General features: G+C 72.2%; 19 protein-coding genes. 12 read left to right on the top strand and 7 right to left on the bottom strand.

Annotated features, from left to right (window positions below):
* Positions 1-109: 109 nt before the first annotated feature.
* The gene (locus ACZ56E_RS18145; protein WP_468083312.1) at positions 110-1,279 is read right to left on the bottom strand and encodes a steroid 3-ketoacyl-CoA thiolase; all 1,170 of its coding nucleotides are present in this window, start codon (positions 1,277-1,279) and stop codon (positions 110-112) included.
* Between the two features lie 276 nt (positions 1,280-1,555).
* Between ACZ56E_RS18145 and ACZ56E_RS18140 the strand changes: the two genes are divergently transcribed.
* Entirely contained in the window at positions 1,556-2,815 is a 1,260-nt protein-coding gene (locus tag ACZ56E_RS18140; protein WP_471215176.1) for a cytochrome P450, read from the top strand.
* Positions 2,816-2,933: 118 nt separating this feature from the next.
* Positions 2,934-4,565 carry a hypothetical protein gene (locus tag ACZ56E_RS18135; RefSeq protein WP_471215174.1) on the top strand — a complete coding sequence of 544 codons (1,632 nt, stop codon included), beginning with the start codon at positions 2,934-2,936 and terminating at the stop codon, positions 4,563-4,565.
* Here ACZ56E_RS18135 and ACZ56E_RS18130 read toward each other — a convergent pair.
* Complete coding sequence (locus ACZ56E_RS18130; protein ID WP_471215173.1) at positions 4,516-6,573, bottom strand: bifunctional glycosyltransferase 87/phosphatase PAP2 family protein; 2,058 nt, start codon at positions 6,571-6,573, stop codon at positions 4,516-4,518. The genes ACZ56E_RS18135 and ACZ56E_RS18130 overlap by 50 nt on opposite strands.
* Before the next feature lie 503 nt (positions 6,574-7,076).
* Here ACZ56E_RS18130 and proP point away from each other — a divergent pair.
* Positions 7,077-8,597 carry a glycine betaine/L-proline transporter ProP gene (proP, locus tag ACZ56E_RS18125; RefSeq protein WP_471215669.1) on the top strand — a complete coding sequence of 507 codons (1,521 nt, stop codon included), beginning with the start codon at positions 7,077-7,079 and terminating at the stop codon, positions 8,595-8,597.
* Between the two features lie 670 nt (positions 8,598-9,267).
* Here the strand turns inward: proP and ACZ56E_RS18120 are convergent.
* Positions 9,268-10,401: a serpin family protein gene (locus ACZ56E_RS18120; RefSeq protein ID WP_471215171.1), complete on the bottom strand. Its 1,134-nt coding sequence runs from the start codon at positions 10,399-10,401 to the stop codon at positions 9,268-9,270.
* 116 nt (positions 10,402-10,517) lie between these two features.
* On the opposite strand from ACZ56E_RS18120, the gene ACZ56E_RS18115 reads away from it, so the two are divergent.
* A complete protein-coding gene (locus ACZ56E_RS18115) occupies positions 10,518-11,195 on the top strand; it encodes an O-methyltransferase (protein WP_471215169.1) in 678 nt (225 codons plus the stop codon).
* Positions 11,196-11,237: 42 nt separating this feature from the next.
* On the opposite strand, the gene ACZ56E_RS18110 is transcribed toward ACZ56E_RS18115, so the two are convergent.
* The gene (locus ACZ56E_RS18110) at positions 11,238-11,630 is read right to left on the bottom strand and encodes an FHA domain-containing protein (RefSeq protein WP_471215167.1); all 393 of its coding nucleotides are present in this window, start codon (positions 11,628-11,630) and stop codon (positions 11,238-11,240) included.
* Between the two features lie 125 nt (positions 11,631-11,755).
* On the opposite strand from ACZ56E_RS18110, the gene ACZ56E_RS18105 reads away from it, so the two are divergent.
* The 4 genes from ACZ56E_RS18105 (at position 11,756) to ACZ56E_RS18090 (ending at position 13,675) form a co-directional block, all read left to right on the top strand.
* Entirely contained in the window at positions 11,756-12,160 is a 405-nt protein-coding gene (locus ACZ56E_RS18105) for a DnaJ family domain-containing protein (RefSeq protein ID WP_468600595.1), read from the top strand.
* A 131-nt stretch (positions 12,161-12,291) separates the two neighbouring features.
* Positions 12,292-12,939 (top strand): hypothetical protein, encoded by a 648-nt coding sequence (locus ACZ56E_RS18100; protein ID WP_471215165.1) that lies wholly within the window; start codon positions 12,292-12,294, stop codon positions 12,937-12,939.
* Complete coding sequence (locus ACZ56E_RS18095; protein ID WP_471215164.1) at positions 12,932-13,336, top strand: hypothetical protein; 405 nt, start codon at positions 12,932-12,934, stop codon at positions 13,334-13,336. The genes ACZ56E_RS18100 and ACZ56E_RS18095 overlap by 8 nt, the downstream gene beginning before the upstream one ends.
* Positions 13,337-13,348: 12 nt before the next feature.
* Positions 13,349-13,675, top strand: a complete 327-nt coding sequence (locus ACZ56E_RS18090) for an antibiotic biosynthesis monooxygenase family protein (RefSeq protein WP_468303909.1) — start codon at positions 13,349-13,351, stop codon at positions 13,673-13,675.
* A gap of 94 nt (positions 13,676-13,769) precedes the next feature.
* Here the strand turns inward: ACZ56E_RS18090 and ACZ56E_RS18085 are convergent, their stop codons facing one another.
* A complete protein-coding gene (locus ACZ56E_RS18085) occupies positions 13,770-15,839 on the bottom strand; it encodes a DHA2 family efflux MFS transporter permease subunit (protein WP_471215162.1) in 2,070 nt (689 codons plus the stop codon).
* A gap of 1,660 nt (positions 15,840-17,499) precedes the next feature.
* Here ACZ56E_RS18085 and ACZ56E_RS18080 point away from each other — a divergent pair.
* Positions 17,500-18,294: a peptidoglycan-binding domain-containing protein gene (locus tag ACZ56E_RS18080; protein WP_471215160.1), complete on the top strand. Its 795-nt coding sequence runs from the start codon at positions 17,500-17,502 to the stop codon at positions 18,292-18,294.
* 50 nt (positions 18,295-18,344) lie between these two features.
* Here the strand turns inward: ACZ56E_RS18080 and ACZ56E_RS18075 are convergent, their stop codons facing one another.
* Together ACZ56E_RS18075 and ACZ56E_RS18070 are read right to left on the bottom strand one after the other, a co-directional pair.
* A complete protein-coding gene (locus tag ACZ56E_RS18075) occupies positions 18,345-19,028 on the bottom strand; it encodes an HAD-IA family hydrolase (protein WP_471215158.1) in 684 nt (227 codons plus the stop codon).
* Positions 19,029-19,233: 205 nt separating this feature from the next.
* Positions 19,234-19,812 (bottom strand): TMEM165/GDT1 family protein, encoded by a 579-nt coding sequence (locus ACZ56E_RS18070; RefSeq protein ID WP_471215156.1) that lies wholly within the window; start codon positions 19,810-19,812, stop codon positions 19,234-19,236.
* Positions 19,813-20,372: 560 nt separating this feature from the next.
* On the opposite strand from ACZ56E_RS18070, the gene ACZ56E_RS18065 reads away from it, so the two are divergent.
* The 3 genes from ACZ56E_RS18065 to ACZ56E_RS18055 all read left to right on the top strand — a co-directional run bounded on the left by ACZ56E_RS18065 (position 20,373) and on the right by ACZ56E_RS18055 (position 24,970).
* Positions 20,373-21,026 (top strand): HNH endonuclease family protein, encoded by a 654-nt coding sequence (locus ACZ56E_RS18065; RefSeq protein ID WP_471215667.1) that lies wholly within the window; start codon positions 20,373-20,375, stop codon positions 21,024-21,026.
* 133 nt (positions 21,027-21,159) lie between these two features.
* Positions 21,160-22,821, top strand: a complete 1,662-nt coding sequence (locus ACZ56E_RS18060) for an alkaline phosphatase D family protein (protein WP_471215154.1) — start codon at positions 21,160-21,162, stop codon at positions 22,819-22,821.
* A gap of 187 nt (positions 22,822-23,008) precedes the next feature.
* Positions 23,009-24,970, top strand: coding sequence for an FAD/NAD(P)-binding protein (locus tag ACZ56E_RS18055; protein WP_471215152.1), 1,962 nt, complete (start codon positions 23,009-23,011; stop codon positions 24,968-24,970).
* Positions 24,971-25,044 lie beyond the last annotated feature (74 nt).

Raw genomic sequence — 25,044 nt, 5'->3', positions numbered from 1 at the left:
CGTTGCGACAGGCGCCTGAACGGTTCCACTGAGCACCGCAGAATCACCGGCTCCGCCGAGTTCGTCCTCAATCGCCGGACAGGCTGTTCCTGTCCGGCGATTCGTATGTCTACAGCCGCTGAATGATCGTCCCCGTCGCCACCGCCCCGCCCGCGCACATGGTGATGAGGGCGAACTCCTTGTCCCTGCGCTCCAGTTCGTGCAGGGCCGTCGTGATGAGGCGTGCCCCTGTCGCCCCGACCGGGTGGCCGAGGGCGATCGCTCCGCCGTTCACGTTGACCTTCTCGAGGTCCTGCTCGAAGACCTGCGCCCAGCTCAACACCACTGAGGCGAAGGCCTCATTGACCTCCACGATGTCGATGTCCTTCAGGGACATCCCCGCCTTGCCCAGCACCGCGCGCGTCGCGTCGACCGGTCCGTCCAGGTGGAAGTGCGGGTCGGCGCCGACGAGCGCCTGCGCGACGATGCGCGCCCGCGGCTTCAGCTTCAGGGCGCGCGCCATCCGCTTGGACGCCCACATGAGGGCGGCCGCGCCGTCCGATATCTGCGAGGAGTTGCCCGCGGTGTGCACGGCGGTCGGCATGACCGGTTTGAGGCCGCCGAGGCCCTCCATCGTGGTGTCGCGCAGCCCCTCGTCGCGGTCCACGAGCCGCCACATGCCCTGCCCTGCGGCCTGTTCCTCCTCCGTGGTGGGCACCTGCACGGCGAACGTCTCGCGTTTGAAGCGCTCCTCGGCCCAGGCGACGGCCGCCCGCTCCTGCGAGATGAGGCCGAGCGAGTCCACGTTCTCGCGGGTGAGGCCGCGTTTGCGGGCGATGCGCTCGGCGGCCTCGAACTGGTTGGGCAGGTCGACGTTCCACTCGTCGGGGAAGGGCTTGCCCGGTCCGTGCTTGGAGCCGGAGCCGAGCGGCACCCGCGACATCGCCTCGACGCCGCAGCTGATGCCGACGTCGATGACACCGGCCGCGACCATGTTGGCGACCATGTGGCTCGCCTGCTGCGAGGAGCCGCACTGGCAGTCCACGGTGGTGGCCGCGGTCTCGTACGGCAGCCCCATGGTGAGCCATGCCGTGCGCGCCGGGTTCATGGACTGCTCCCCGGCGTGCGTCACCGTGCCGCCGACGATCTGCTCGACGCAGTCGGCGTGGATGCCGGTGCGGCCGAGGAGTTCGCGGTAGGTCTCACCGAGCAGATAGGCGGGGTGGAGATTGGCGAGCGCGCCTCCGCGCTTGCCGATGGGCGTGCGCACTGCTTCGACGATGACGGGTTCCGCGGCCATGGGCTCGTCCTCCCTCTCCACGTCCCGCGAGCCGTCCCGGCGGCTCGCGAGTAGAACTAGTACGCGTTCTAGTTCCGTTCAGCAGTCTGCGGAGCGGAGCCCCGGTGCCGCAAGGGTCTTGCACGCACCTTGCGCAGGATCCGCACGCAACCGGACCCGCTCTGGGCCTTGCCTCTTGTAGAACCCGTTACTACCTTGCGGGCCAAACCTTCTGATGGACCGTCAGGACATCGTCCGGGCCGTCCGCCGGAACCCCGTTCACGCCTGGAGTTGCCGATGCCCTGTCCAGCGCTGCCCGACGGGTTCGACTTCACCGACCCCGACCTGATCCAGGACCGGATCCCCCTGCCGGAGTTCGCGCAGCTGCGGCGGACGGAGCCGGTGCACTGGGTGACCCAGCCGTACCGCATCTCCGGCTACGACGACGCGGGGTACTGGGCCGTCACGCGGCACGAGGACGTCAAGTACGTCTCCACGCACCCGGAGCTGTTCTCCACCAACGTCAACACCGCGATCATCCGCTTCAACGAGTCGATGGACCGGGACCGGATCGAGGTCCAGAAGCTGATCATGATCAACATGGACCCGCCCGAGCACACCCGCGTCCGGCAGATCGTGCAGCGCGGCTTCACGCCCCGCGCCATCCGGTCCCTGGAGGACGCGCTGCGCGCCCGCGCCCGCTCCATCGTCGAGACGGCGCTCGCCGGCGCGGCCGACGACGGCTCCTTCGACTTCGTGACGAACGTCGCCTCCGAGCTTCCGCTGCAGGCCATCGCCGAGCTGATCGGCGTGCCCCAGGCGGACCGCTCCAAGATCTTCGACTGGTCCAACAAGATGGCGGCGTACGACGATCCGGAGTACGCCATCACCGAGGAGATCGGCGCCGAGGCGGCCATGGAGATCGTCGCGTACGCGATGAACCTCGCCGCGGCCCGCAAGGAGTGCCCCGCCCAGGACATCGTCAGCCAGCTGGTGGCCGCCGAGGACGAGGGCAACCTCTCCTCCGACGAGTTCGGCTTCTTCGTGATCCTGCTGGCGGTGGCCGGCAACGAAACCACCCGCAACGCCATCACCCACGGCATGCACGCCTTCCTCACCCACCCGGACCAGTGGGAGCTCTACAAGCGCGAGCGCCCCGCCACGACGGCGGAGGAGATCGTGCGCTGGGCGACCCCGGTGGTCTCCTTCCAGCGGACGGCCACCCAGGACACCGAGCTCGGCGGCGCGCGGATCAAGAAGGGCGACCGGGTCGGCATCTTCTACTCCTCGGCCAACCACGACCCCGACGTGTTCGAGTCGCCGGAGAAGTTCGACATCGGCCGCGACCCGAATCCGCACCTCGGCTTCGGCGGCGGCGGCCCGCACTTCTGCCTCGGCAAGTCCCTCGCCGTCCTGGAGATCAACCTCATCTTCAACGCGATCGCCGACACCATGCCCGGCCTGCGCCTGACCGGCGACCCGCGCAGACTCCGCTCCGCCTGGCTCAACGGCGTCAAGGAGCTCCAGGTCAGCACCGGCCGCGCCGCCCGCCCATGAGCCGATAGAGCGCCATAAGGCGACCTATCAGGTCAATCACCTTTACGGAACCAACGTTTCCGTTGCATGAAGCGTCTTGAGAAGTGAACCTTGGCTTCCCAGGACACGAACGGAAACGGTGACCGTGGTCTCTGCCGACGTCTCGCTCGCCCCGTCCGGCACTGCGTCCACCGGCCGGAATCCCCCGCTCCGGCAGTTCCTCCGGCGCTATCGCGTACCGCTCCTGGCCACCGTCCCCACCCTTCCCCTGTACGCCGTGTGGGTGGCGTTCCTCGCCACGGGCGGCGGCGACCTCGCGGCGCAGGAGGCCTGGGCGCGGTTCGCCTCCGAGCATGGCACGGCCGCGTACAACCTCTTCTGGTACGGCGGCATGCACACCGCCAACTACAGCCTGATCTCGCCCTATCTGATGGCCGCCCTCGGCGTGAAGACCGTGACGGCGGTGTCGGGGATCGCGGGCGCCTGGCTGGTCGCCGTCCTGATCGAGCGCACCGGCATCCGCAGACCGCTGTGGCCCGCGGTGCTCGCCTCGCTCGCCGTCTGGTGCAACGTCGCATCCGGCCGTACGACGTTCGCGCTCGGTCTCGCCTTCGGCCTCGCCGCCTGTGTCGCCCTGGTGGGCCGCCGGCGCACGGTCGCCGCGGTGGCGTGCGCGGCCCTCGCCACCATGGGGTCCCCGGTGGCGGGGCTCTTCCTCGTCGTGGCGGGCGCCGGCTACTTCTTCGTACGCGACTGGGTGCGCTCCGCGGCGCTGATCCTGCCGCCGTTCGTCGTCGTCGCGGCGACCACGGTGCTCTTCCCGTTCACCGGCGAGCACCTGATGCCCTTCGACCGGATCTTCCCGCCGGTGCTGTTCAGCCTGGCCCTCATCATGGCGGGGCCGCGCGACTGGCGGGTGCTGCGGTGGGGCGCCGGTGTCTACGCGGCCGGCACCGTCCTCACGTACCTCATCCCCTCCCCGATCGGCACCAACGTCGAGCGGCTCGCGGAGCTGGTCGGTCCCGCCGTGCTGCTCGCCGCGCTGCTCGCCCCCGGCCTGAACCGGGCCCGGCGGATCACCCTGACGGTGGCGCTCGTGCTGTCCTCGGCCTGGGTGGCGCAGAAGACCCTCGACGACCTGCGGGTCTCCACGAAGGTGCCGAAGTGGGCGGTCGACACCCACGGCGTGGTGCGGGAGCTGGAGCGCCTGGAGGCCAACCGCACCCGCGTCGAGGTCGTGCCGACCCGCAACCACCGCGAGGCCACCGCCCTCGCCCCGTACGTGAACATGGCGCGCGGCTGGAACCGCCAGCTCGACATCGAGCGCGGCCGCCTCTTCTACGACGGGTCGTTCTCGGCGGCCAGCTACCGCAAGTGGCTCGACAAGTGGGCCGTCGGGTACGTCGTGCTGCCCGCGGGCAAGCCGGACGGCTTCGCCGAGGACGAGGCGGAGCTGGTGGCGAGCGGCCCGAAGTGGCTGGAACCGGTGTGGAAGGACGCGCACTGGCAGATCTTCCGGGTGAAGGACCCGGTGCCGCTGGTCTCGGAGCCCGCGGCCGTCGTCCGCTCCACGGGGTCGAACGTGGTGGTGCGGGTGCCCGAGCGCGGCTCGGTGACGGTACGCCTCGTGTACTCGCCGTGGCTCCGGGCGGAGGGCGCCTGTCTGAAGCGGCACGGCGAGTTCACGCGGCTGTCGGTGCCCGCGCCGGGCACCTACGAGATCAGCTCGGGGTACGGTCCTTCGCGGGGTCGTCCTTCGACGTGCCGGTGACCGGCTCCCTCACGGGCGTCTTGCGCGGCTGCCGGACCCGGGGCCCGGACAGCAGATAGGTGAGGCCGAAGCCCGCGCCCACGACGGCCGCGCCGCCCACCGCGTCCAGGATCCAGTGGTTGCCGGTGCCGACGATCGCGCAGACCGTGAAGAACGGGTGCAGCAGGCCGAGCGCCTTCATCCACCACCGGGGCGCGACGACCGCGATGATCAGGCCGCACCACAGCGACCAGCCGAAGTGCAGCGACGGCATCGCCGCGTACTGGTTGGTGAGCGCGGTCAGCGTGCCGTAGTCCGGCTGGGTGAAGTCCTGCACGCCGTGCACCGTGTCGATGAAGCCGAGCTCCGGCATCAGGCGCGGCGGGGCGAGCGGATAGGCCCAGAACCCGATGAGCGCGAGGACCGTCGCGAAGCCGAGCGCGGAGCGCGCCCAGCGGTAGTCGGCGGGGCGGCGCACATACAGCACCGCGAGGACGCTCAGCGGCACCAGGAAGTGGAACGACGTGTAGTAGAAGTTGAAGAAGTCCTCCATCCAGCCGGTCCGCGCCGTCAGATGGTTGAACCAGTGCTCGATGTCGATGAACAGGAACTGCTCGATCGCGTGGACCTGCTCGCCGTGCTGCTCGGCGGTGGCCCGGCCCCCGGAGATCGTGCCGCCCGTCGCCGCGAGCCTGACCTGCTGGTACGCGGAGTAGCCGACGCGGATCAGGAGCAGTTCGAGCAGGAGGTTCGGGCGGGTCACGACGCGCCGCCAGAACGGGACGAGCGGCACCCACTTCCAGCGCGCCGGGACGGGCGCCGCGTAGTCCGTGGGGATCGGGCTCCGGTACTGCGGGTGGGTCCGCGAGAGGAACGGCACGACGGTGGCCGCGGCGAGCGCCGCGATCAGCACGATGTTGTCCCTGATCGGCTCGGTGACCGGCATGTTCGGCAGCATCATCTTGGCGGGCAGCGTCGACACGAGGACGACGGCCACCGGCCACATGTACCGGTCGGACTGGCGCTTGCCGACCCGGCCGACCACCGCGAAGAGCACCCACAGGAGCTGGTGCTGCCAGGTCGTCGGCGAGACCGCGACCGCGACACAGCCGGTGATCGCGACGGCGAGGAGCAGCTGCCCGTCCCGCGCGTACCGCACGGCGCGGCGCAGGCCGACGACGACAAGGGCGGCGCTCAGGGCCAGGAAGAGCCCGATCTCCAGCGGCCCTTCGAGGCCTGCGCGGAGCAGCATGCCGTGCAGCGACTGATTGGCGTTGGCGTCCGGGTTCCCGCCCAGGCCCGCGCCGCCGAGGTGGTGGAACCAGTACGTCGACGAATCGCTCGGCATCGCCGCCCAGGCGAGCGCGGTGCAGGCGGCGAAGCCGGCGCCGGTGGACGCGGCGGCCTTCCTGCGTCCTGTGCACCAGAGCAGCGCGGCGAAGAGCAGCATGGTCGGCTGGAGGGCCGCGCCGATGCCGATGAGGACGCCGCTGGTCCGCTCGCCGCGGACCGCGAAGAGGCCGAGCAGGACGAGCAGCACGGGCAGGATGCTGGTCTGGCCGAGGTGCAGGGTGTTGCGGACCGGCAGCGACAGCATGAGCAGGCTGACCGCCACGGGGGCGGCGAGCAGGGAGGTGCGCCGGGTGACCGGCTGGGGCAGGGCGCGGGCGGCGATCAGGCCGAGCGCGACGACGAGGCCGAGCGTGCCGAAGGTCCAGGCCCAGCCGAGCGCCTGCTCGCCGGAGCGCGCGAGTGGCTTGAGGACGAGGCCAGCGAAGGGGGTGCCGGTGAACTTGTCCGCGTCGTAGAAGGAGCCCTTCACGTGCAGGACGCCCTCCGGCCCGATCCAGGTCTCCAGATCGGTGAGGCGCTCGCCCGCGGGGGTCCGCAGGACGTCGGTCGCCTGCCGGATCGCGAGGACGGCGGCGAGCAGCCAGAGGACGACGCGGGCCACTCCGATCCGCGACTCGGGTCCGCCGGCCGGCCCTGCTCCCAGGGCGCCGCCACTCCTGTGTTCAACGTTCGCCACGCCCCGTCGACCCTCCCGCCCCGTTCGTCCTGTCTGCGGCCTTGTCCAAGCCCCTCATGTGAGACGCACGCAACCACCATTTCACCTGGCAGCCACATCGCTTTCTATCGGCTTTCCGGGCACCGCGCCCGGCCGCGACCGCCGCCCGGGGCCGGTAATCGGCCCCCGACCTGCGGTTCCGGTGCAGCTCCTGTGCGGTTCGCGTGCGCTTGGCGTGCCGTACGCGTGCGGTTCCGCGCCGGGGCGGCGACATAGATCACATACAGACCTAGTCTCTCCTACCGGGCGAAAAGACGTTTGGCCTGGACAACGGCGGTTTCGGTGCGGTGTGCGGCCGCCCGGGCACCCACCGTAATGATGCCCCTTGCACCTATGGTCGCTTTTCGGGCCGCCCCGGTTTCCGGGTGCGGCCTTGTCCTTGTCGTCGACCGAAAGAGGCGAGCGAACCCTTGGCGAGCGCCACACCCGTCGCACTACGCAAGCCGGAGTCCTCGCAAGGACACCTGCCCGGAGCCGGGCCCGGCCCCCGGGGAGAAGCGGCTCAAGACGGCACCGCGGTTCAGGAGGTCACCGTCACCGACCCCGCGATGGTCAGGCGCGCGGTGAAGGCGGCCGCCCTCGGCAACGCGATGGAGTGGTTCGACTTCGGTGTCTACAGCTACATCGCCGTCACCCTGGGCAAGGTCTTCTTCCCCTCGGGCAACCCGACGGCCCAGCTGCTCTCCACCTTCGGCGCCTTCGCCGCGGCCTTCCTGATCAGGCCCCTCGGCGGCATGGTCTTCGGGCCGCTCGGCGACCGCGTGGGCCGCCAGAAGGTCCTCGCGCTGACCATGATCATGATGGCGGCGGGCACGTTCGCGATTGGCTTGATCCCTTCCTACGCGTCGATCGGCGTGTGGGCGCCGGTGCTGCTCCTCGCGGCGCGCCTGGTGCAGGGCTTCTCCACGGGCGGCGAGTACGCGGGTGCCTCCACCTTCATCGCCGAGTACGCCCCCGACAAGAAGCGGGGCTTCCTCGGCAGCTGGCTGGAGTTCGGCACGCTGGCGGGCTACATCGGCGGCGCGGGCCTCGTCACCCTGATGACGGCCCTGCTCTCCTCGGACGACCTGCTCTCCTGGGGCTGGCGCATCCCGTTCCTGATCGCGGGCCCGATGGGCCTGATCGGCCTCTACCTCCGCATGAAGCTGGAGGAGACCCCGGCCTTCGCCGCCGAGCTGGAGAAGGCCCACAAGGACGAGCAGACCCGGGCGAAGGTGCGCCTGCGTGACATGGTCACCGGCCAGTGGAAGGCGCTCCTCCTCTGCATGGGCCTGGTCCTGGTCTTCAACGTCACGGACTACATGCTGCTGTCGTACATGCCGAGCTATCTGACCAGCGAGCTCGAGTACGACGAGACGCACGGCCTGCTCGTCATCCTGGCCGTCATGGCCCTGATGATGTGCGCCCAGCCGTTCATGGGGGCGCTCACGGACCGCGTGGGCCGCCGCCCGGTGATCGCCGCGGGCTGCGCGGGTTTCCTGCTGCTCTCCGTCCCCGCCATGCTCCTGATCCGCGACGGCTCCCTGTGGGCGATCGCGCTGGGCCTCGGCGCGCTCGGCATGCTCCTGGTCTGCTTCACGGCCTCGATGCCGTCGACGCTCCCGGCCCTCTTCCCGACCAAGGTCCGCTACGGCTCCCTGTCCATCGGCTTCAACATCTCCGTCTCGGTCTTCGGCGGCACGACGCCGCTGGTCGTGACGGCACTGATCGGGGCGACGGGCGACAAGATGATGCCCGCGTACTACATGATGGCGGCGGCCGTGGTGGGCGGCATCGCCGTCTGGTACATGACGGAATCGGCCCGCACTCCACTCCCCGGCTCACCTCCGGCGGTAGAAACGGAGGCAGAGGCAAGGACCCTCAGGAACGCGGCCCTCTCCGACTCCACCGGTTCCGCCTCCGCCGGGTCCGCCGCACCCTCTGCCCTCTCCGGCTCCGCTGGCCTCTCTGGCTCCGCTGGCGCCTCTGGGTCGTCCCGCGTCTGAGGAGCGGGAGGCGGGGCGGGCCTCAGGAGGCCGGGCCGCGTGCCGGGGGCCGGCTCCCCCAGCTCCTCCCGCGCCTAAGGAGCGGGAGGCGGGGCGGGGCCTCGGGGGCCTAGCTCCTCCGGCTCCTCAGCCCCTCTAGCTCACCTCGCGTCTGAGGACCGGGAGGCCGGGCAGCACGCAGGGTCTGGCCCCTCCGGTCCCTCCACCTCCCCCGCGCCTGAGGAGCATGATGCGAGGCGGGGCCTCCGAAGGCCGGACCGCGCGCCGGGCCTGACTCCTCCGACTCCTCGACTCCCTCAGCTCCTCCCGCTCCCAGCTCCTCACCGTCTGAGGAGCCAGAGGTGCGGCGGGGCCTCGGGAGGCCGGGCCGCGTGCCGGGCCCTGGCCCCACCGACTCCTCGGCTCCTCCCGCATCTGAGGAGCGGCAGGTGCGGCGGGCCCCGGAAAACCGGGCCGCGTGCCGGGGCCTGGTCCCACCGGCCCCCCAGCCCTCCAGCTCCCCCCACGTCTGAGGGGCGGGGCCTCGAGAGGGCCGGGCAGCGTGCCGGGGGCGGGGCGGAGTTGTGGGTCCGGTGAGGTGCGGGGCCACCGTGGTCTCCGGCGAGACGGGCCGCCCGGGCCAAGCAAGTCGCCGAGCGGACGTCGGAACGGGGCCGTCGGAGGCGGAGGGTTACGGGCTGTTGGGGCGTCCCGCCTGCCAGCCCGTGAACAGCGGCACCTTCGCCGGCCCGTCGAGTACGACGACGCCGAAGGGGCGGTCGAAAGTGATCCGCTCCACGCGCCGTGGGCGATACGCCGCGCCGGCCGGCATCGGCACGGCCGTCACCGCCGCCGCCTCGACCCCCCGCTCCGCGATCTTCACGACCGCCTCCTGGACCACCTGGGATATCGCGAGCCGCTCCGGTGACATCCCGGAGAAATCGGCCGCGTCGCTCATCGCCCACCGCACGCCGAGCGCGGCCAGCTGGCCCGTCGCGTCGGTGCGCGTCCGCAGTGAGAAGCGGGGCAGGGCCATGAGGATCTGCTCGGCGTCGATCGGCGACCGCCGCTCGCGAGGCGCCCAGGCGAGCGGCAGCACGGCAGCGGGCCCGGCCCCCGGCTCCCCGAGGACGAAACGCACCCGTACCGGAGGCAGCCCGTCGCGCGACACGGCACACCGCATCTCGACGACACGCGCCCCCACCCTCGCGCCCGCGTCCACCGCCCACGCGTCCCCCGGCGCAACCCCCCGCCGCATCGTCGGCACCTGGTGCGCCACGCCCGCCGCGTCCGTGAAGAGGGCGTCCCGCGTGGCCGCCCCCTCGAAAGGGGTCTCCCAACGTGCCTTCAAGGCCAGTGCGTTGACCAAGAGGAGCAGCGTCTCCGGGGTGACGGTCACGGGCAGGCGCTCGATCATGCCGTCCGTGGCCTCCCGGACCCACGCGTCGGCACCGTCGACGTCCATGGGCCCGAAGCCGATGTCCGGCAACGCCTCCTCGTACTCCCGCAGGACCGGCACCCGGCTCCACACGCGCGTGGCGACGCCCAGCGCGTCCGTGGCCGCGAGGGCTCGCGCGCCGTCCGTCACGGCGCGGGCCGCCTCCGCCCCCGCGACACCGAGCAACCCCCGCAGCTCGTCAGCCGTCTCGCCACGGGCGCCCGCCGCGACCGAGGCCAGCGCGAGCCACATCCCGGCGGGCGAGCACACGAAGTCCCCCGAGCCGCCCGAGCCGTCGGCATCCCCGGCCGACCGCTCCACCTCGGGCAGCCACCGCTCGGCGAACCCCCGCACTGCTCCCCCGTACGCCACGACAACCCCCGTCATCACCAGAACCGCTGATCTTCACCCCCAGTATGCGAGCCCCCACTGACAATCCCCGCCGCCCGCCCTAGACTCCTTAGCGAAGCTAACTAGACAGTCGAAGGGAACGTGCACGCCGCATGAACCAACCCCAGTGGGACTCCGTCGACGACTACTTCACCGGCCTCCTCGCCCCCGCCGACGAGGCCCTGGCCGCCGCCCTGCGCGACAGCGACGCGGCCGGCCTGCCGCATATCAACGTCGCCCCGAACCAGGGCAAGCTGCTCCACCTCCTCGCCCAGACGCAGGGCGCCCGCCGCGTCCTGGAGATCGGCACCCTCGGCGGCTACAGCACCATCTGGCTGGCCCGCGCCCTGCCTGCCGACGGCCGCCTCATCACCCTCGAACACCGCCCCGAGCACGCCGACGTGGCCCGCGGCAACCTCGCCCGCGCCGGACTCGACAAGCTCGTCGAGGTGCGCGTCGGCCCGGCCCTCGACTCGCTCACCGCGCTCGGCGCCGAACACGCCGCGCGCCCCGAGCCCTTCGACCTCGTCTTCATCGACGCCGACAAGGCCAACAACGCGCACTACCTGGAGTGGTCGCTCAAGCTCACCCGCCCCGGCAGCCTGATCATCCTCGACAACGTCGTACGGGGCGGCGCCGTCACCGACGCCTCCAGCACCGATCCGAGCGTGCTCGGCACCCGGGCCGCCCTCGAACTCATCGCCGAGCACCCGAAGTTGAGCGGTACGGCGGTACAGACGGTCGGCGTCAAGGGGTACGACGGCTTCGCACTGGCCCGCGTACTGGCCTAGCGTGTACTGGCTCGGTGCGTACTGGCCTAGCGCGTACCGGCCTCAACCCTCGTGGTAGTAACCGATGTTCACGCTCCGCGGCCCCGACCTGTCCTGGATGACGATCTCCCCGGAGCCGCCCCGGGAGAGCGACGCCGCCCCTCCGTAGACGAGGGGCCGCGCCGCGCCCCCGGACACCACCCGCACCTCGGAGGCCGGATCGGGGTTCGAGCCGCGCAGCCACCGGACGGACCAGGCCCCGTCGGGCCCGCAGCGGAACTCCAGATGCGTACGCGACACGAAGAGCCAGTCGTCGGGCGTCACCAGACGGCACACGTTCCTGTCCCGTCCCACCCGCAGCACCGCACCCGGCTCGCTCGGCGTCTCGGCCATGAGCATGCCTGCGGTCGCGCCCGCGTCCGCCCCGGACACCGAGGCCATGGTCAGCTCCAGCACGTGGGTACGCTCCTTCAACTCGGGGCGGCGCGGCCGTCGTTGACGGGCCGCGGCCGGTGTGTCGCGCTGCCGCATCCTAAGCGCCTGCCCGTGCGGACGCACTGCCCTCCTGGGACAATGGGTCCATGACTGAGCGCAAGCCACCTGGAGTCGACTTCGAGTCCTGGATCGACAAGCAGATCCGTGAGGCGGAGGAGCGCGGGGACTTCGCCGCCCTGCCGGGCAGGGGCAAGCCACTCCCCGAGGGCCCCGACCCGACGTACGACGAAATGTGGTGGGTCAAGCGGAAGATGGCCCGTGAGGGCCTCTCCTATCTGTCCCCCACGCTCGCCCTGCGCAAGGAGGCCGAGGACACGCTGGTCGCGGCCGCCGAAGCCCCGTCCGAGCGCGTGGCACGCAGACTCGTGACGGAGCTCAACGAGAAGATCCGCGCCGCCCTGCGCACCCCGCCCCCGGGGCCGCCACTCGGCCTGGCCCCCTACGACGTCGACGAGGTGGCCCGCGACTGGCGGGAGCGCCATCAGGCCTGACCGGCCCGACTCGCCCTCGGGACCGGCCGTTTGACGCAACCTTTTCGGGCAACTCGATTCGAGGAACGGGTGTCGAGGCCCCAGGGTCTCGCGCCCCAGGCCGATCCCCGAGCCGAAAAGGGCACCCACCCATGTCCACAGTCCTGCTCATCGTTCTGATCGTGGTCGCCGTCGTCCTCGTCGCCGCCGCTTTCGCCGTACTGAGCCGCAAGCGGCAGGGCGCGGGCGGCGGTCTCAGGCGCCGCTTCGGGCCCGAGTACGACCGCGCGGTCGCCCGGCACGACGGCGACACCAAGGCCGCCGAGCGCGACCTCGGCGAGCGTGTGAAGCGGCACGGTTCGCTGCGCACGCGGCCGCTGGCGCCCGCCGCCCGCGAGGAGTACGCGGCGCGCTGGACTGTCGCCCAGGAACGTTTCGTCGACTCCCCCCGTGAGGCCCTGATCGAGGCCGACCGCCTCATCGCCGAGGTGGCGGGAGCCCGCGGCTTCCCCGACGCGGGCCACTACGAGGACCAGGTCGACGCGCTCTCCGTGCACCACGCCCACCACGTCCACGGCTACCGCAAGGTGCACCGCGCGGCGCTCGACACACCGGGCACCGACGACCACCACACCGGTGCCGGCACCGAGGAGATGCGCGCCACCATGATCGAGGCGCGGGCGCTCTTCGACGCCCTGGTGAAGGAGCAGCACACCGACAGCGACGCCGCGCACGACGGCAGGCACGGCACCCACAAGCGCTCGACCGGCATCACCCACAAGGGAGTTCAGCATGGCTGACGGGACCGTCCTCTTCCCGCCCGACGCACGCGACAAGCTGACGCTGCGCCTCCAGAACGCCGTCAACGGCTTCGTCGACGAACCGCGAGCCGCCGTCGAGAACGCCGACCGCGTCCTGGAGGAGACGATCGCCGACCTGACGCGCACCCTGGAGGAGCGCCGCCGCATCCTGCGTACGACGTGGCAGTCCCTGCCCGCGCAGGGCGCACCCGGCGAGCCCGCACCCACCTCCATCGACGCCACCCCGTCCGCCGCCTCCCGGCCCCACACCGGCGACACGGCCACCCCCGCCACCGGTGACACGGCCACAGGCAGCACGGCCACCGGCGACACGGAACAGCTCCGCCTGGCCCTGCGCGACTACCGCGAGACGGCAGAGCGCCTGCTGCGCCTGTGACACGCTGTCGGTATGAGCATCGTGAAGATCAACGCCCTCACCGTCCCCGACGAACAGCGCGAGATCCTGGAAAAGCGCTTCGCCTCCCGCGCGGGCGCGGTGGAGAACTCGGACGGCTTCGAGTGGTTCGAACTCCTCCGCCCCATCGAGGGCACGGACCAGTACCTGGTCTACACCCGCTGGCGTGACGAGGCCTCCTTCCAGGCGTGGATGGAGGGGCCCATGAAGGCCGCGCACCAGGGCGGCGGCGAGGGCGGCGACCGTCCGAAGCCCGCCGCCAGCGGGTCCTCGGTCTGGTCCTTCGAGGTCATCCAGCAGGCCGCGCCCAAGGGCGCGTAGCGTCCCGGCGGCAGACACCGTGCCCCCGTACCCGGATCGCTCCGGGGACGGGGGCACACCCGTGTGCGGGTCCCCTAGGTCACGGCTCGCAACGTCACGCCGCCCGCGCCACCGTCGATCCGTTGTGCGGGCGCTCCGACTCCGAGCCGCACAGTTCGGCGCTGAGTTCCTTGACCAGTTGGACCAGGTCGGTCGGGCGGTGGGGGCCCCACCAGTCGCCGAGGAGTTCGGACAGGGACTCCTCGCGGGCCGTGGCCAGCTTGGCGGCGACCTCGCGGCCCCGGTCGGTGAGGATCATCTCCAGGCCCTGGCGTTCGGCGAGGCGGCGCTCCTCGACCTGGCGGGCGGCCGCCGTGATGACGGTCAGCGGCACCGTGGTGCGTTCGGCGAGCACGCCGGGCTCGACGGAGCCGTGCCGGGCGACGCGCAGGAGCAGCCAGCTCGACGCGGGCAGCAGGTCGTAGCCGGCCCGCTCGGTGATCCTCTCGTAGATCTTGCGCCGCCCCTCGCGCGTCCCGAGCACCGAGAGCGCCCGCGCGCACTCGTCGTACGACGAACGCTCCACGGGGTTGCTGGCCAGCGTCTGGGTCGGGTCGGGTGCCGTGACCGAGGCGCGCAGCTTGTCCTCGCGCAGGAACCAGGCGAGGACGAAGGCGGCCAGGGCGACCGGCGCCGCGTACAGGAAGACGTCGGTGATCGACGAGGCGTACGCGTGCAGGGCGCTGGGCCGCAGGTCGGCGGGGAGCCGGGAGATGCCGCGCGGGTCGGCCTCCAGGGTGCTCACGCTGAGGCCGGGCGGCAGCTGCTGTCCGGCGAGGGCGTCGGTGAGTTTGTCGCCGAGCCGGTTGGTGAAGACGGTGCCGAAGATCGCGACGCCGAAGGAGGCGCCGATGGAGCGGAAGAACGTCGCGCCGGAGGTGGCGACGCCCAGGTCCTCGTAGCTGACGGCGTTCTGCACGATGAGGACGAGGACCTGCATGACCAGGCCGAGGCCCAGGCCGAAGACGAAGAAGTACGCGCTCATCTCGAAGGTGCCGCTGTTCTCGTTGAGCTGGTGGAGCAGGAGCAGGCCGAGTGTGGTGATGGCCGTGCCGGCGACCGGGAAGACCTTCCAGCGGCCCGTACGGCTGACGATCTGGCCGGAGGCGGTCGTCGACAGGAGCATGCCGGCCACCATCGGCAGCATGTGGACGCCCGACATCGTCGGCGAGACACCCTGCACGACCTGGAGGAACGTCGGCAGGTAGGTCATCGCGCCGAACATCGCGAAGCCCACGATGAAGCTGATGACGGCGGAGAGCGTGAAGGTGCGGATCCGGAACAGCTTCAGCGGGATCACCGGCTCCGCCGCCCGGCGCTCCACCGCCACGAAGGCGCAGGCCAGGACGACGCCGAGCACGGCGAGCCCGATGATCTGCGGCGAGCCCCAGGCCCATGTGGTGCCGCCGAGCGAGGCGACAAGGACCAGGCAGGTGGCGACGGACGCGATGAGGAACGTGCCGAGGTAGTCGATGGTGTGGCGGGTCCTGCGGACCGGGATGTGCAGGGTGGTGGCGATGACGGCGAGCGCGAGGACGCCGATGGGCAGGTTGATGTAGAAGACCCAGCGCCAGGAGAGGTGCTCGGTGAAGAGTCCGCCGAGCAGCGGTCCGAGGACGCTGGTCGCGCCGAACACCGCGCCGAACAGCCCCTGGTACTTGCCGCGTTCGCGCGGCGACACGAGGTCTCCGACGATCGCCATGGACAGCACCATGAGCCCGCCGCCGCCGAGGCCCTGCAGCGCGCGGAACCCGATGAGCTGCGGCATGTTCTGCGCCATGCCGCACAGCGCCGAGCCGACCAGGAAGATCACGATCGCGGTCTGGAACAGCTTCTTGCGGCCGTACTGGTCGCCGAGCTTGCCCCAGAGCGGGGTCGCGGCCGTCGCCGCCAGCATGTACGCGGTGACGACCCACGACAGGTGTTCCATGCCGCCGAGCTCGCTGACGATCGTCGGCAGAGCGGTGGAGACGATGGTCTGGTCGAGGGCCGCGAGGAGCATGCCGAGCAGCAGTGCGCCGATGGAGATCAGTACGTTTCCGGGGGGATGCCCGTTGCCGCCGGCGTGTGCCGGTCCGGGGCCGGGCCCCTCTCCTGCGGAGCGGGCGCTGACATCCTGCGACATGGACACCTCCTGGGGGTCCGTCGGGGCCGCGGGGCCGGCTGCTTCAGCCGGGTCACCTGTTCTCGCCGGGACTGTCGGGTCTGTGGAGGTCTACTGGGCCCGGTAAGCCCGGTAAGCCCGGTAAGCCCGGTGAGCCCGGTGAGCCTCCCGGGCCGATTGAGTCTGTTGATCACGTGGAGTCTGCTGAGCCCGTGGAGTCCGGGGAGTCCGTTGCGGCCTTCCCTTTCCATCCTGGTCCGTGTCTCCCGTTATGGCCTGTTGAAGCGAGGGTCTGCATAATCGCTGGAGCTCTCGGGGCGGGCGGGACACAGGAGGGGAGGAACGACCGGTGGCCGCACAGGACGAACGGCACGAGGGGTTACGGGACGGACGGGGCAGACAGGACGGTCTACGCTGCCCCACGTGCGGGGCCGCACCTCGTGAGCCCGGGGCCGCCGCCGCCTCGGCGTGCGGTTGCACGGCGGGGGCGGACGACGCGGCGGGAACGGTCGGAGCAGGGCCGGTCGACATGGGAGGCCCGGCGCGGGCGGGCGACGCCGCCGGCGCGGGCGGTCCGACAGGTCTGGGCAGCCCGGCAGGCGCGGGCAGCGCAGCAGGTCCGGTCGGCACGGGAGGCCCGCCAGGCCCCACAGGCGCGGCCAGTGCGGCAGGCACGGGCAGCGCAGCAGGCGCGGCCGACACGGCCAGCCCGCGAGAACGGGCACGGACGGGCAGCGCAGCGGGACGGGATGACACGGCCGGCCCGCCAAGCCCCACAGACCCAGCCAGCACGGCAGGCACCAGCACAGCAGGCACGGACGACACGGCTGGCCCGCCACGCCGGGCACGGGCAGGCGGCGCGGCAGGCCCGGGCAGCACAGCGGGTCCGGCCAGCACGGCCAGCCCGCCAAGCCCCGCAGACACGGGCAACGCGGAAGGCGCCAGCAGCACAGCGAGCGCGGTCCACACGGTCGGTCCGCCAGGCCGGGCGAGGGTGGGCGGCCCGGCAGGCGCGGGCGGCACAGCGGGTCCGGACGACACCGCTGACCCACCAGGCCGGGCACGGACAGGCGGCGCGGCAGACGCAGGCAGCACAGCAAGCCCGCACGAGACGGGCAGCCCGCCAAGCCCTCCAGACGTGGGCAACGCGGAAGGCACCAGCAGCCCAGCAAGCGCGGCCCACACCGCTGGCCCGCCAGGCCGGGCACGGGTGGGCGGCGCGGCAGACGCGGGCAGCCCGCCAAGCCCCACAGACGCAGCCAGCACGGAAGGCACCAGCAGCACAGCAGGCCCCGACGACACGGTCGGCCCACCAGGCCGGGCACGGACGGGCGGCGCGGCAGGCCCGGGCAGCACAGCAGGCGCGGACAACACAGCTGGCCCACCAAGCCGGGCACGGACGAGCAGCACAGCAGGCCCGGACGATACGGTCGGCCCGCCAGACCGGGCCCGGACGAGCGGCGCGGCAGGCGCGGGCAGCGCAGCGGGTCCCGTCGACACGGGAGGCCCGCCAAGCCCGGCACACGCGGGCAGCACAGCAAGCCCGGGCAGCGCAGCAAGCGCGACCAGCGCAGCAAGCCCGGTCGGTGCGGCTGGGCCGGTGAGTCTGGCGGGCGCGGGCGGCCCAGTGGAAGACGCCGTTGCCGGGGCCGGCGTGGTCGATGCCGGGGAGCGGACTCGTGTGCGGTCTGCTGAGGCCGCTGCTGCGGAGGACTTCGATCCGCTGCGTATACGGCCCTACGTCTCGCTGCCGGACCCCGACCCGGCCCATGCGGGGGCGAGTACGGCACCCCTGCCGGCCCAGCTGGCCCCGTCCTCCCGGTCGACCCAGCCGCCTCAGCCAAGCCCGGACGTCGGCACCCCGCCCGAGAATCCGGCCCGCAACCGGCGTTTCGCGCTGGTCGTCGGGGTGGGGGCGGCGGCAGTCGTCGTGGCCGTCACCGTCTTTGCGGTAGGGCTCCTCTCGGCCGCCACGGACGGGCCGGACCGGGATCGGGCGCTGCCGGGTGACGCGGCGGTGTCGGCGTACGCGGACCCGACGAAGCCCGCGCCGCCCTCGGCGAAGCGTTCCGTTTCGGCGTCCCTCTCGGGCACGCCCTCCGTCACCCCGAGCACACCGGGCGTGAAGGTGCCGCCGCCCTCGCCCACGCCCCCGCGCTCCGCGTCGCCGACACCCTCCGTCACGCCCTCGACCGCGCGTGCGACGGGCTCGGCCGGACCGTCTGCGTCACCGCCGCCCCGCACGGCGGCCGATGCCACGTTGAGGCCGGGCGACAAGGGGCCGCGCGTCGCCGAACTGCAGGGTCGGCTGGCGCAGCTCTACCTGTACGTGGGTGAGCGGGACGGCATTTACACGTCTCGGGTCACCGGCGCTGTGGCCCGCTACCAGTGGGCCCGTGGCCTCACGGACGACGCCCGGGGCGAGTACGGCCGCGAGACCCGCCGCAGCCTGGAGTCGGAGACCTCGGAGCCCTAGCCTCCGCGTCGGCCCCGCCCCGCGACCTCAGACCAACGTCAGCCGAAGGGTCAGCCGAACGTCAGACGGATCGACCCGTCCCCCGCGTCCGCGACCCCCACACCCGTCAAGTCGTTCACATGCACCGTCGGGCCGAACTCCGCGGCCCGGGGGCCGACGCCCACGACCCTCATGCCGGCCGCCTGGCCCGCGCGTATGCCCGCCTCTGAGTCCTCGAAGACCACGCAGTCCGCGGGGTCGAAACCGAGTGCCGCCGCCCCCTTGAGGAACCCCTCGGGGTCGGGCTTGCTCGCGCCCACGCTCTCCGCGGTCACCCGCACCTCGGGCAGCGCGAGCCCGGCGGCGGCCATGCGTCCGGTGGACAGGGGCACGTCGGCGGAGGTCACGAGCGCGTGCGGCAGGCGAAGGTCGGCCAGTGCGGCCAGGAACGCGGGCGCGCCCGGCACGGGCACGACGCCGTCCATGTCGGCGGTCTCCGCGGCGAGCATCTCGCGGTTCTCCGCGTAGTTCTCCGCCATGGGCCGCTCGGGCAGCAGCACCGCCATGGACGCGTAGCCCTGCCGCCCGTGGACGACCTTGATGACCTCGTCGAAGTCGAGCCCGTGCCGCGCGGCCCAGCGGCGCCAGCAGCGCTCGACGACGGCGTCGGAGTTCACGAGGGTGCCGTCCATGTCGAGGAGAACGGCCCGGGCGGTCAGGACGGGTGCGACGGGGTCGGCGGTCGTTGCCGTCATCGGGGTGCTCCAGAGCGCAGGGGCAGCGAAAGATCAAGGCGGCCCCGCCCGCCGGTCAGGGAGTACGGGCGGAGCCACTTTGTTCCTGCACGGTACAAAACGCGGGCCCCAAAAGCCAACGCCGCAGGTCAGACCGGTCAAGACCCGCAAAATGGACCTCGAGCCACGAGACGGCCGGGCCACCCCTCTCAGGCAATGGCCTCTCTCAGGCAATGGCCTCGTACAGGCTCCACACTCCGAGCCCCAGCATCAGCAGCGCCGCGATCTTCGTGATGAGCGCCAGCGGCACCCGCTTCATCAGCGCCTTCCCGCCGACGATGCCGAGTCCCGCGACCGCCCACAGCGCGAGCACCGCACCGAGACCGACGGAGAGCGGGTCGTCGTAGCGCGCCGCCATGTTCGCGGTCATGATCTGCGTCAGATCGCCGAACTCGGCGACCAGGATGAGCATGAAGCCCGCCCCGGAGACCTTCCAGAAGCTCTGGTCCTCGGGCTGCCTGACCTCTTCCTCCTCGCCGCCGCCCTTCAGGAGCAGCATCGCGGCGCCGCCGAGGAAGAGGACGCCCGTCAGCGCGTGGACCAGCTGCTGCGGCAGCAGGGTCAGGACGCTGCCCGCCGCGACGGCGAGCACCACGTGGACGACGAAGGCGGCCGCGACGCCGGCGAAGACGTACGAGGCGCGGTAGCGCGTGCCGAGGACGAGTCCGGCCAGCGCCGTCTTGTCCGGCAGCTCGGCAAGGAAGACGACGCCGAAGACGAGCGCCGTCACGCTGAAGCTGATCAAGGGTTCCTCAATCGGTCGGGGCCGCCCCACCGAGAGTGTTCCACCGCTTCGCGTACGACACCTCGGCACGGCAGCGCACACGGACGCACACGGGTGTGGACGTCTGGACGTACACGGGCGCGTACGTCGGCACTGCTTGCCGAAGGTCTCGCTGGCCTGCCCCGTGGGGCCTGCCTCCGGGCGCCGGCTCAGACGAGCTGAGCAGTATGTCGACGGTCCGGCGAAGAGCTACTCCCCTTCTGCGCCGTCCATCGTACGGGACGGCGCGCGGGACGCGACCAGGGACTTTCGGCCCGCGCCGGAGTGACCTGGATCACGGGGAGCGCGGGGACGTGGAGGCGCGGAGAAGCGCGCGGGAAAGCGCTGGAATGCGCCGCAATGCAACTTCCGTCCCCGCCAATGCACTTGACGCTTCGCCAGAACTATTGAAGTCGGCACCTGTTTGACGCGACCCTGTCACTAGACGCACATCCGTCCGTCACCACGACCCGCGACTCTGGCCGCCCCACCGGCCAACCGCCCCCCCCCACATCAAGGGAGTTCGCATGCCCGCAGTTCGCATGTCCGCTGTCTACGCGCGTCGATGCACCAGGCCCGCCTTCGCCGCCGCGGCCGTCGCCCTGGCCACCGCCGCCACCCTGCTCACCGGCACCTCCGCCCAGGCCGCTCCCCCCGCCCCGGTCGGCGCCGCCACGGCCCGCACCTACCTCGGCGAGCTCACCGTCAAGGCCGAGGGCTCGTCCGACGGCTACAGCCGCGACAAGTTCCCGCACTGGAAGACGCAGTCCGGCGCCTGCAACACGCGCGAGGTCGTCCTCAAGCGCGACGGCACGAACGTCCAGCAGGACGCGAGCTGCGCCGCCACCTCCGGCACCTGGAAGTCCCCCTACGACGGCGGCACCTGGACCGCCGCGTCCGACGTCGACATCGACCACGTCGTGCCGCTCTCCGAGGCGTGGAAGTCCGGCGCGAGCGGCTGGACCACCGCGCAGCGCGAGACCTTCGCCAACGACCTGGCCCAGCCCCAGCTGATCGCCGTCACCGACAACGTCAACCAGGCCAAGGGCGACCAGGACCCGGCGGAGTGGCTGCCGCCCACCACCTCGTACCACTGCTACTACGCCCGGATGTGGGTCGACGTGAAGCACCACTACAAGCTCTCGGTGAACACCGAGGAGAAGAGCGCCCTCACCTCGCTGCTCAACGGCTGCTGACAGCTGCGCGACGGCCGCTGAAACGATTCTTGATCGCCTGTGGCCGGGACGGATCCGACGTGTTGTCCCGGAACCGGCCCGCCCTCCCCCGTCGTTCCGTACCGTACGGGGCGACGGAGGAGGGTGATCACCTGTGGCACGGCTGCGCCTGGGTCCACTGCTGAGATACGTCGACGGCGCCACGGCGACCGTCTGGGTCGAGGCCGACCGGCCGTGCACCGCCGAGGTGCGGTGCGCGGACGGCGCGCGCGGCTCGGCGCGCACCTTCCAGATCGCCGGCCACCACTACGCGCTCGTCCCGGTCACCGGCCTGACCCCCGGCACCGAGACGGCGTACGAGGTGCGGCTCGGCGACGGCGCGGATGCCGTCGTCTGGCCCCTGCCCGAATCGCCCTACCCCGCGAGCACCATCCGCACCCCGGCGGAGCCCGGCGAAGGCCGCGCCGCCGAGCTGCGCGTCACCTTTGGCTCCTGCCGGTGGGCCGCGCCGCCGTCCGGCGAGCACGACCCCGTGGGGCCCGACGCCCTGGACACCCTCGCCGCCCGCATCGCGGCCGACCCGGCCGCCGAGCGCCCGGACGTCCTGCTGCTCCTGGGCGATCAGGTGTACGCGGACCAGACATCCAAGGCCACCCAGCGCTGGCTCGCCGCCCGCCGTGAGCTCGTCGAACCCCCGGGCGCCCAGGTCGCGGACTATGAGGAATACACCCACCTCTATGACGAGTCCTGGCTCGACCCGGAGATCCGCTGGCTGCTGTCCACCGTGCCCAGCAACATGATCTTCGACGACCACGACATCGTCGACGATTGGAACACCAGTGCGGCCTGGCTCGCCGAGATGCGGGCCACGCCCTGGTGGCGCGAGCGTGTCCTGAGCGGCCTGATGTCGTACTGGGTCTACCAGCACCTCGGCAATCTGCCGCCCGAGGAGCTGGCGCGCGACGCCCTCTACGCCTCCGTGTGCGCGACCCCGGACGGCACGGACGCCCTGCGCGCCTTCGCCGCCGCGGCCGACGCGGACCCCACCACCGCCCGCTGGAGCTACCGGCGGGACTTCGGCCGCGTACGCCTGCTGATGGTCGACACCCGCGCGGCCCGCGTCCTGGACGAGCGCGAGCGCGCCATGCTCGACGCCGACGAGGCCGACTGGCTGCGCGAGCAGGCGCTGGCGGACCCGGGCGCGTACGACCACCTCCTCATCGGCACCTCCCTGCCCTGGCTCCTCCCCCACCTCATCCACGACGCCGAGGGGTGGAACGCCGCGCTGTGCCGCGGCGAGCGCGGCGAGCGCTGGGCCCGCTTCGGCGAGGACCTGCGAAGACGCTCGGACCTGGAGCACTGGGCCGCCTTCCCCGCCTCCTTCGAAGCGCTCACCGCGCTGATCACGGAGGCGGGTTCGGGCCCGGCGGCGCCCGCCACGGTGTGCGTGCTCTCCGGCGACGTCCACCACGCCTACATCGCCGAGCCGAGCTGGCCCGCGGGCGACGGACCCGAGGCCCGGGTCCTCCAGCTCACCTGCTCCCCGGTGCACAACTCCATCCCCGCCTCCATAAAGCTCGGGTTCCGCTTCGGCTGGAGCCGGGTGGGGCGCGCGCTCGGCCGGCGCTTCGCGCGGCACGGCGGGGTGACGCAGGCGGGCATCGACTGGCGCAGGACGGGCGGGCCCTGGTTCGGCAACCAGCTGATGACGCTGACGCTGCGCGGCCGTTCGGCCCTGCTGCGGCTCGATCAGGCACGGGCGGTGCGCGGCGGGAGCGTACGCCTGGAGACGGCGGAGTCGACGCGGCTCTCGTGAGAGCCTGTGCCCTCGCCCCGGGCGTGACGAGTCCCACAGCCGGAAGTGGATCCTCCGGCAGGGGTTCGGCATCGGGGCCGCCGACGGCATGATGATGCCGGACCGATGCGGACCGCCTGGTTCCAGCGTTCCGGCGTTCGGCCTTCCAGCGTTCCAGCGTTCTCTATATGCCCCGGGAGTCACGCTTTTGTCTGCCCCTGCACCCGCGCCGCTCCCACCCGCACCATCCGGGACCGCGCCGCACGAGCCGGCCCTCGCCCTGGTCGGCGCGGGCCCCCGCGGCACCAGCGTGCTCGAACGGATCTGCGCGTCGGCGGCCGAACTCCTCGCGCCGGGGACGCGTCTGACGGTGCACGTCGTCGACCCCGCCCCGCCGGGCGCGGGCCGCGTCTGGCGCACGGCACAGCCCGCCGAGCTCCTGATGAACACCGTCGCGTCCCAGGTGACCCTCTTCACGGACGAGAGCGTCGACTGCTCGGGGCCGATACGACCGGGCCCGAGCCTGTACGAATGGGCGGCCGCCGGGCACGCGCCGGGGCTCGGGCCCGACGACTATCCGACCCGCGCCTGCTACGGCCGCTATCTGGAGTGGGTCTTCGCCGAGACAGTGCGCTGCGCCCCCGGCGCGATCCGCGTCCGGGTGCACGCGGCGCGCGCGGTGCGCCTGACCGGGCCGGCCGACGGGGCGCAGACCCTCGTACTGGACGACGGCCTCGAACTGACCGGCCTCGCGGCGGTCGTGCTCGCGCAGGGCCACCTGCCGACGGCGGGCACCCCGGAGCAGCGGCGCCTGACGGACCACGCGGCGCGGCACGGCCTGCGCCACTTCCCGCCCGCCAACCCCGCCGACCTGGACCTGTCCGCCGTCGCCCCCGGCGAGCGGGTGCTGCTGCGCGGGCTCGGCCTCAACTTCTTCGACCACATGGCGCTGCTCACCGAGGGCCGCGGCGGCCGGTACGTGCGAACGCCCGGCGGCGCGCTGCGGTATCAGTCCTCGGGCCGTGAGCCGCGGCTGTACGCGGGCTCGCGGCGCGGTGTCCCGCACCAGGCGCGCGGCGACAACGCGAAGGGCCCGTACGGGCGGCACGAGCCCGCAGTCCTGACCGATGACGTCGTGGCCCGCTTCCGCAAGCGCGCGGAGAGCGGGGACGCCCCCGACTTCCTCGACGAGATATGGCCGTTGATCGCGAAGGAGGTGGAGACGGTCTATTACGCGGCGCTGCTGGCGGGCCGGGGCGGCGGTCCGGCAGAGGTGAGCGACTTCCGGGGACGGTTTCTCGCCACCGGCCACCGAAGCCCCCAAGAGGCGGGCGTGCTGGGCGAGTTCGGCATCGCGGACGCCGACCGCTGGTCCTGGGACCGGCTCTCCCGGCCGCACCCGTCCCGCCCCTTCACCTCCGCGCGCGCCCACCGCGAGTGGCTTCTGGAGCGGCTGCGCGAGGACTCCGCGCAGGCCGCGCTCGGCAATGTCGCGGGGCCGCTGAAGGCCGCGCTCGACGTGCTGCGCGATCTGCGCAACGAGCTCCGCGGCATCGTCGACCACGGCGGCCTCTCCGGTGCCTCGCGCCGCGACCACCTCGACCGCTGGTACACGCCGCTCAACGCCTTCCTGTCCATCGGCCCGCCGCGCCGCCGCATCGAGGAGATGACGGCACTGATCGAGGCGGGGGTCCTTGAGGTGCTCGGGCCGCGCCTTTCCGTGCGGCCCGACGGCGGGGCCTTCCTCGCCCACTCCCCCGATGTGCCGGACTCCGCCATCCGTGTCACCACGCTGATCGAGGCCCGGCTGCCCGAGCCGGACCTGCGCCGCACCGGCGACGCACTGCTCGGAGAGCTCCTGGCGGACGGCGGATGCCGACCCCACGTGGTCGACGGCTACGAAACCGGAGGCCTGGACGTCACGCCGCGCCCCTACCACCTGATCGACCGTCAGGGTCGTGCCCAGCCGCGGAGGTTCGCGTTCGGGGTGCCCACCGAAGGGGTGCACTGGGTGACCGCGGCCGGTGCCAGGCCTGGCGTCGACTCGGTCACCCTGTCGGACGCGGACGCGGTGGCGCGGGCCGCGCTCCGCACGGCCGCCGGGGCCGGTGAGTCGCTTCCCGGGCCCCGGGCGGAGCCGAAGCGGAATCTTCGGCTGACCGAATGTTGAACTTGCAAGCACTAATTAGGTGCGCCTAATCTTGGGCCTCCGCTCGGTTACCGTCCCCCAACCGAAGGAGTCCC

This window comes from Streptomyces sp. NPDC039480 (genome assembly GCF_055597165.1).
This window is presented reverse-complemented; position numbering and strand designations above follow the sequence as displayed.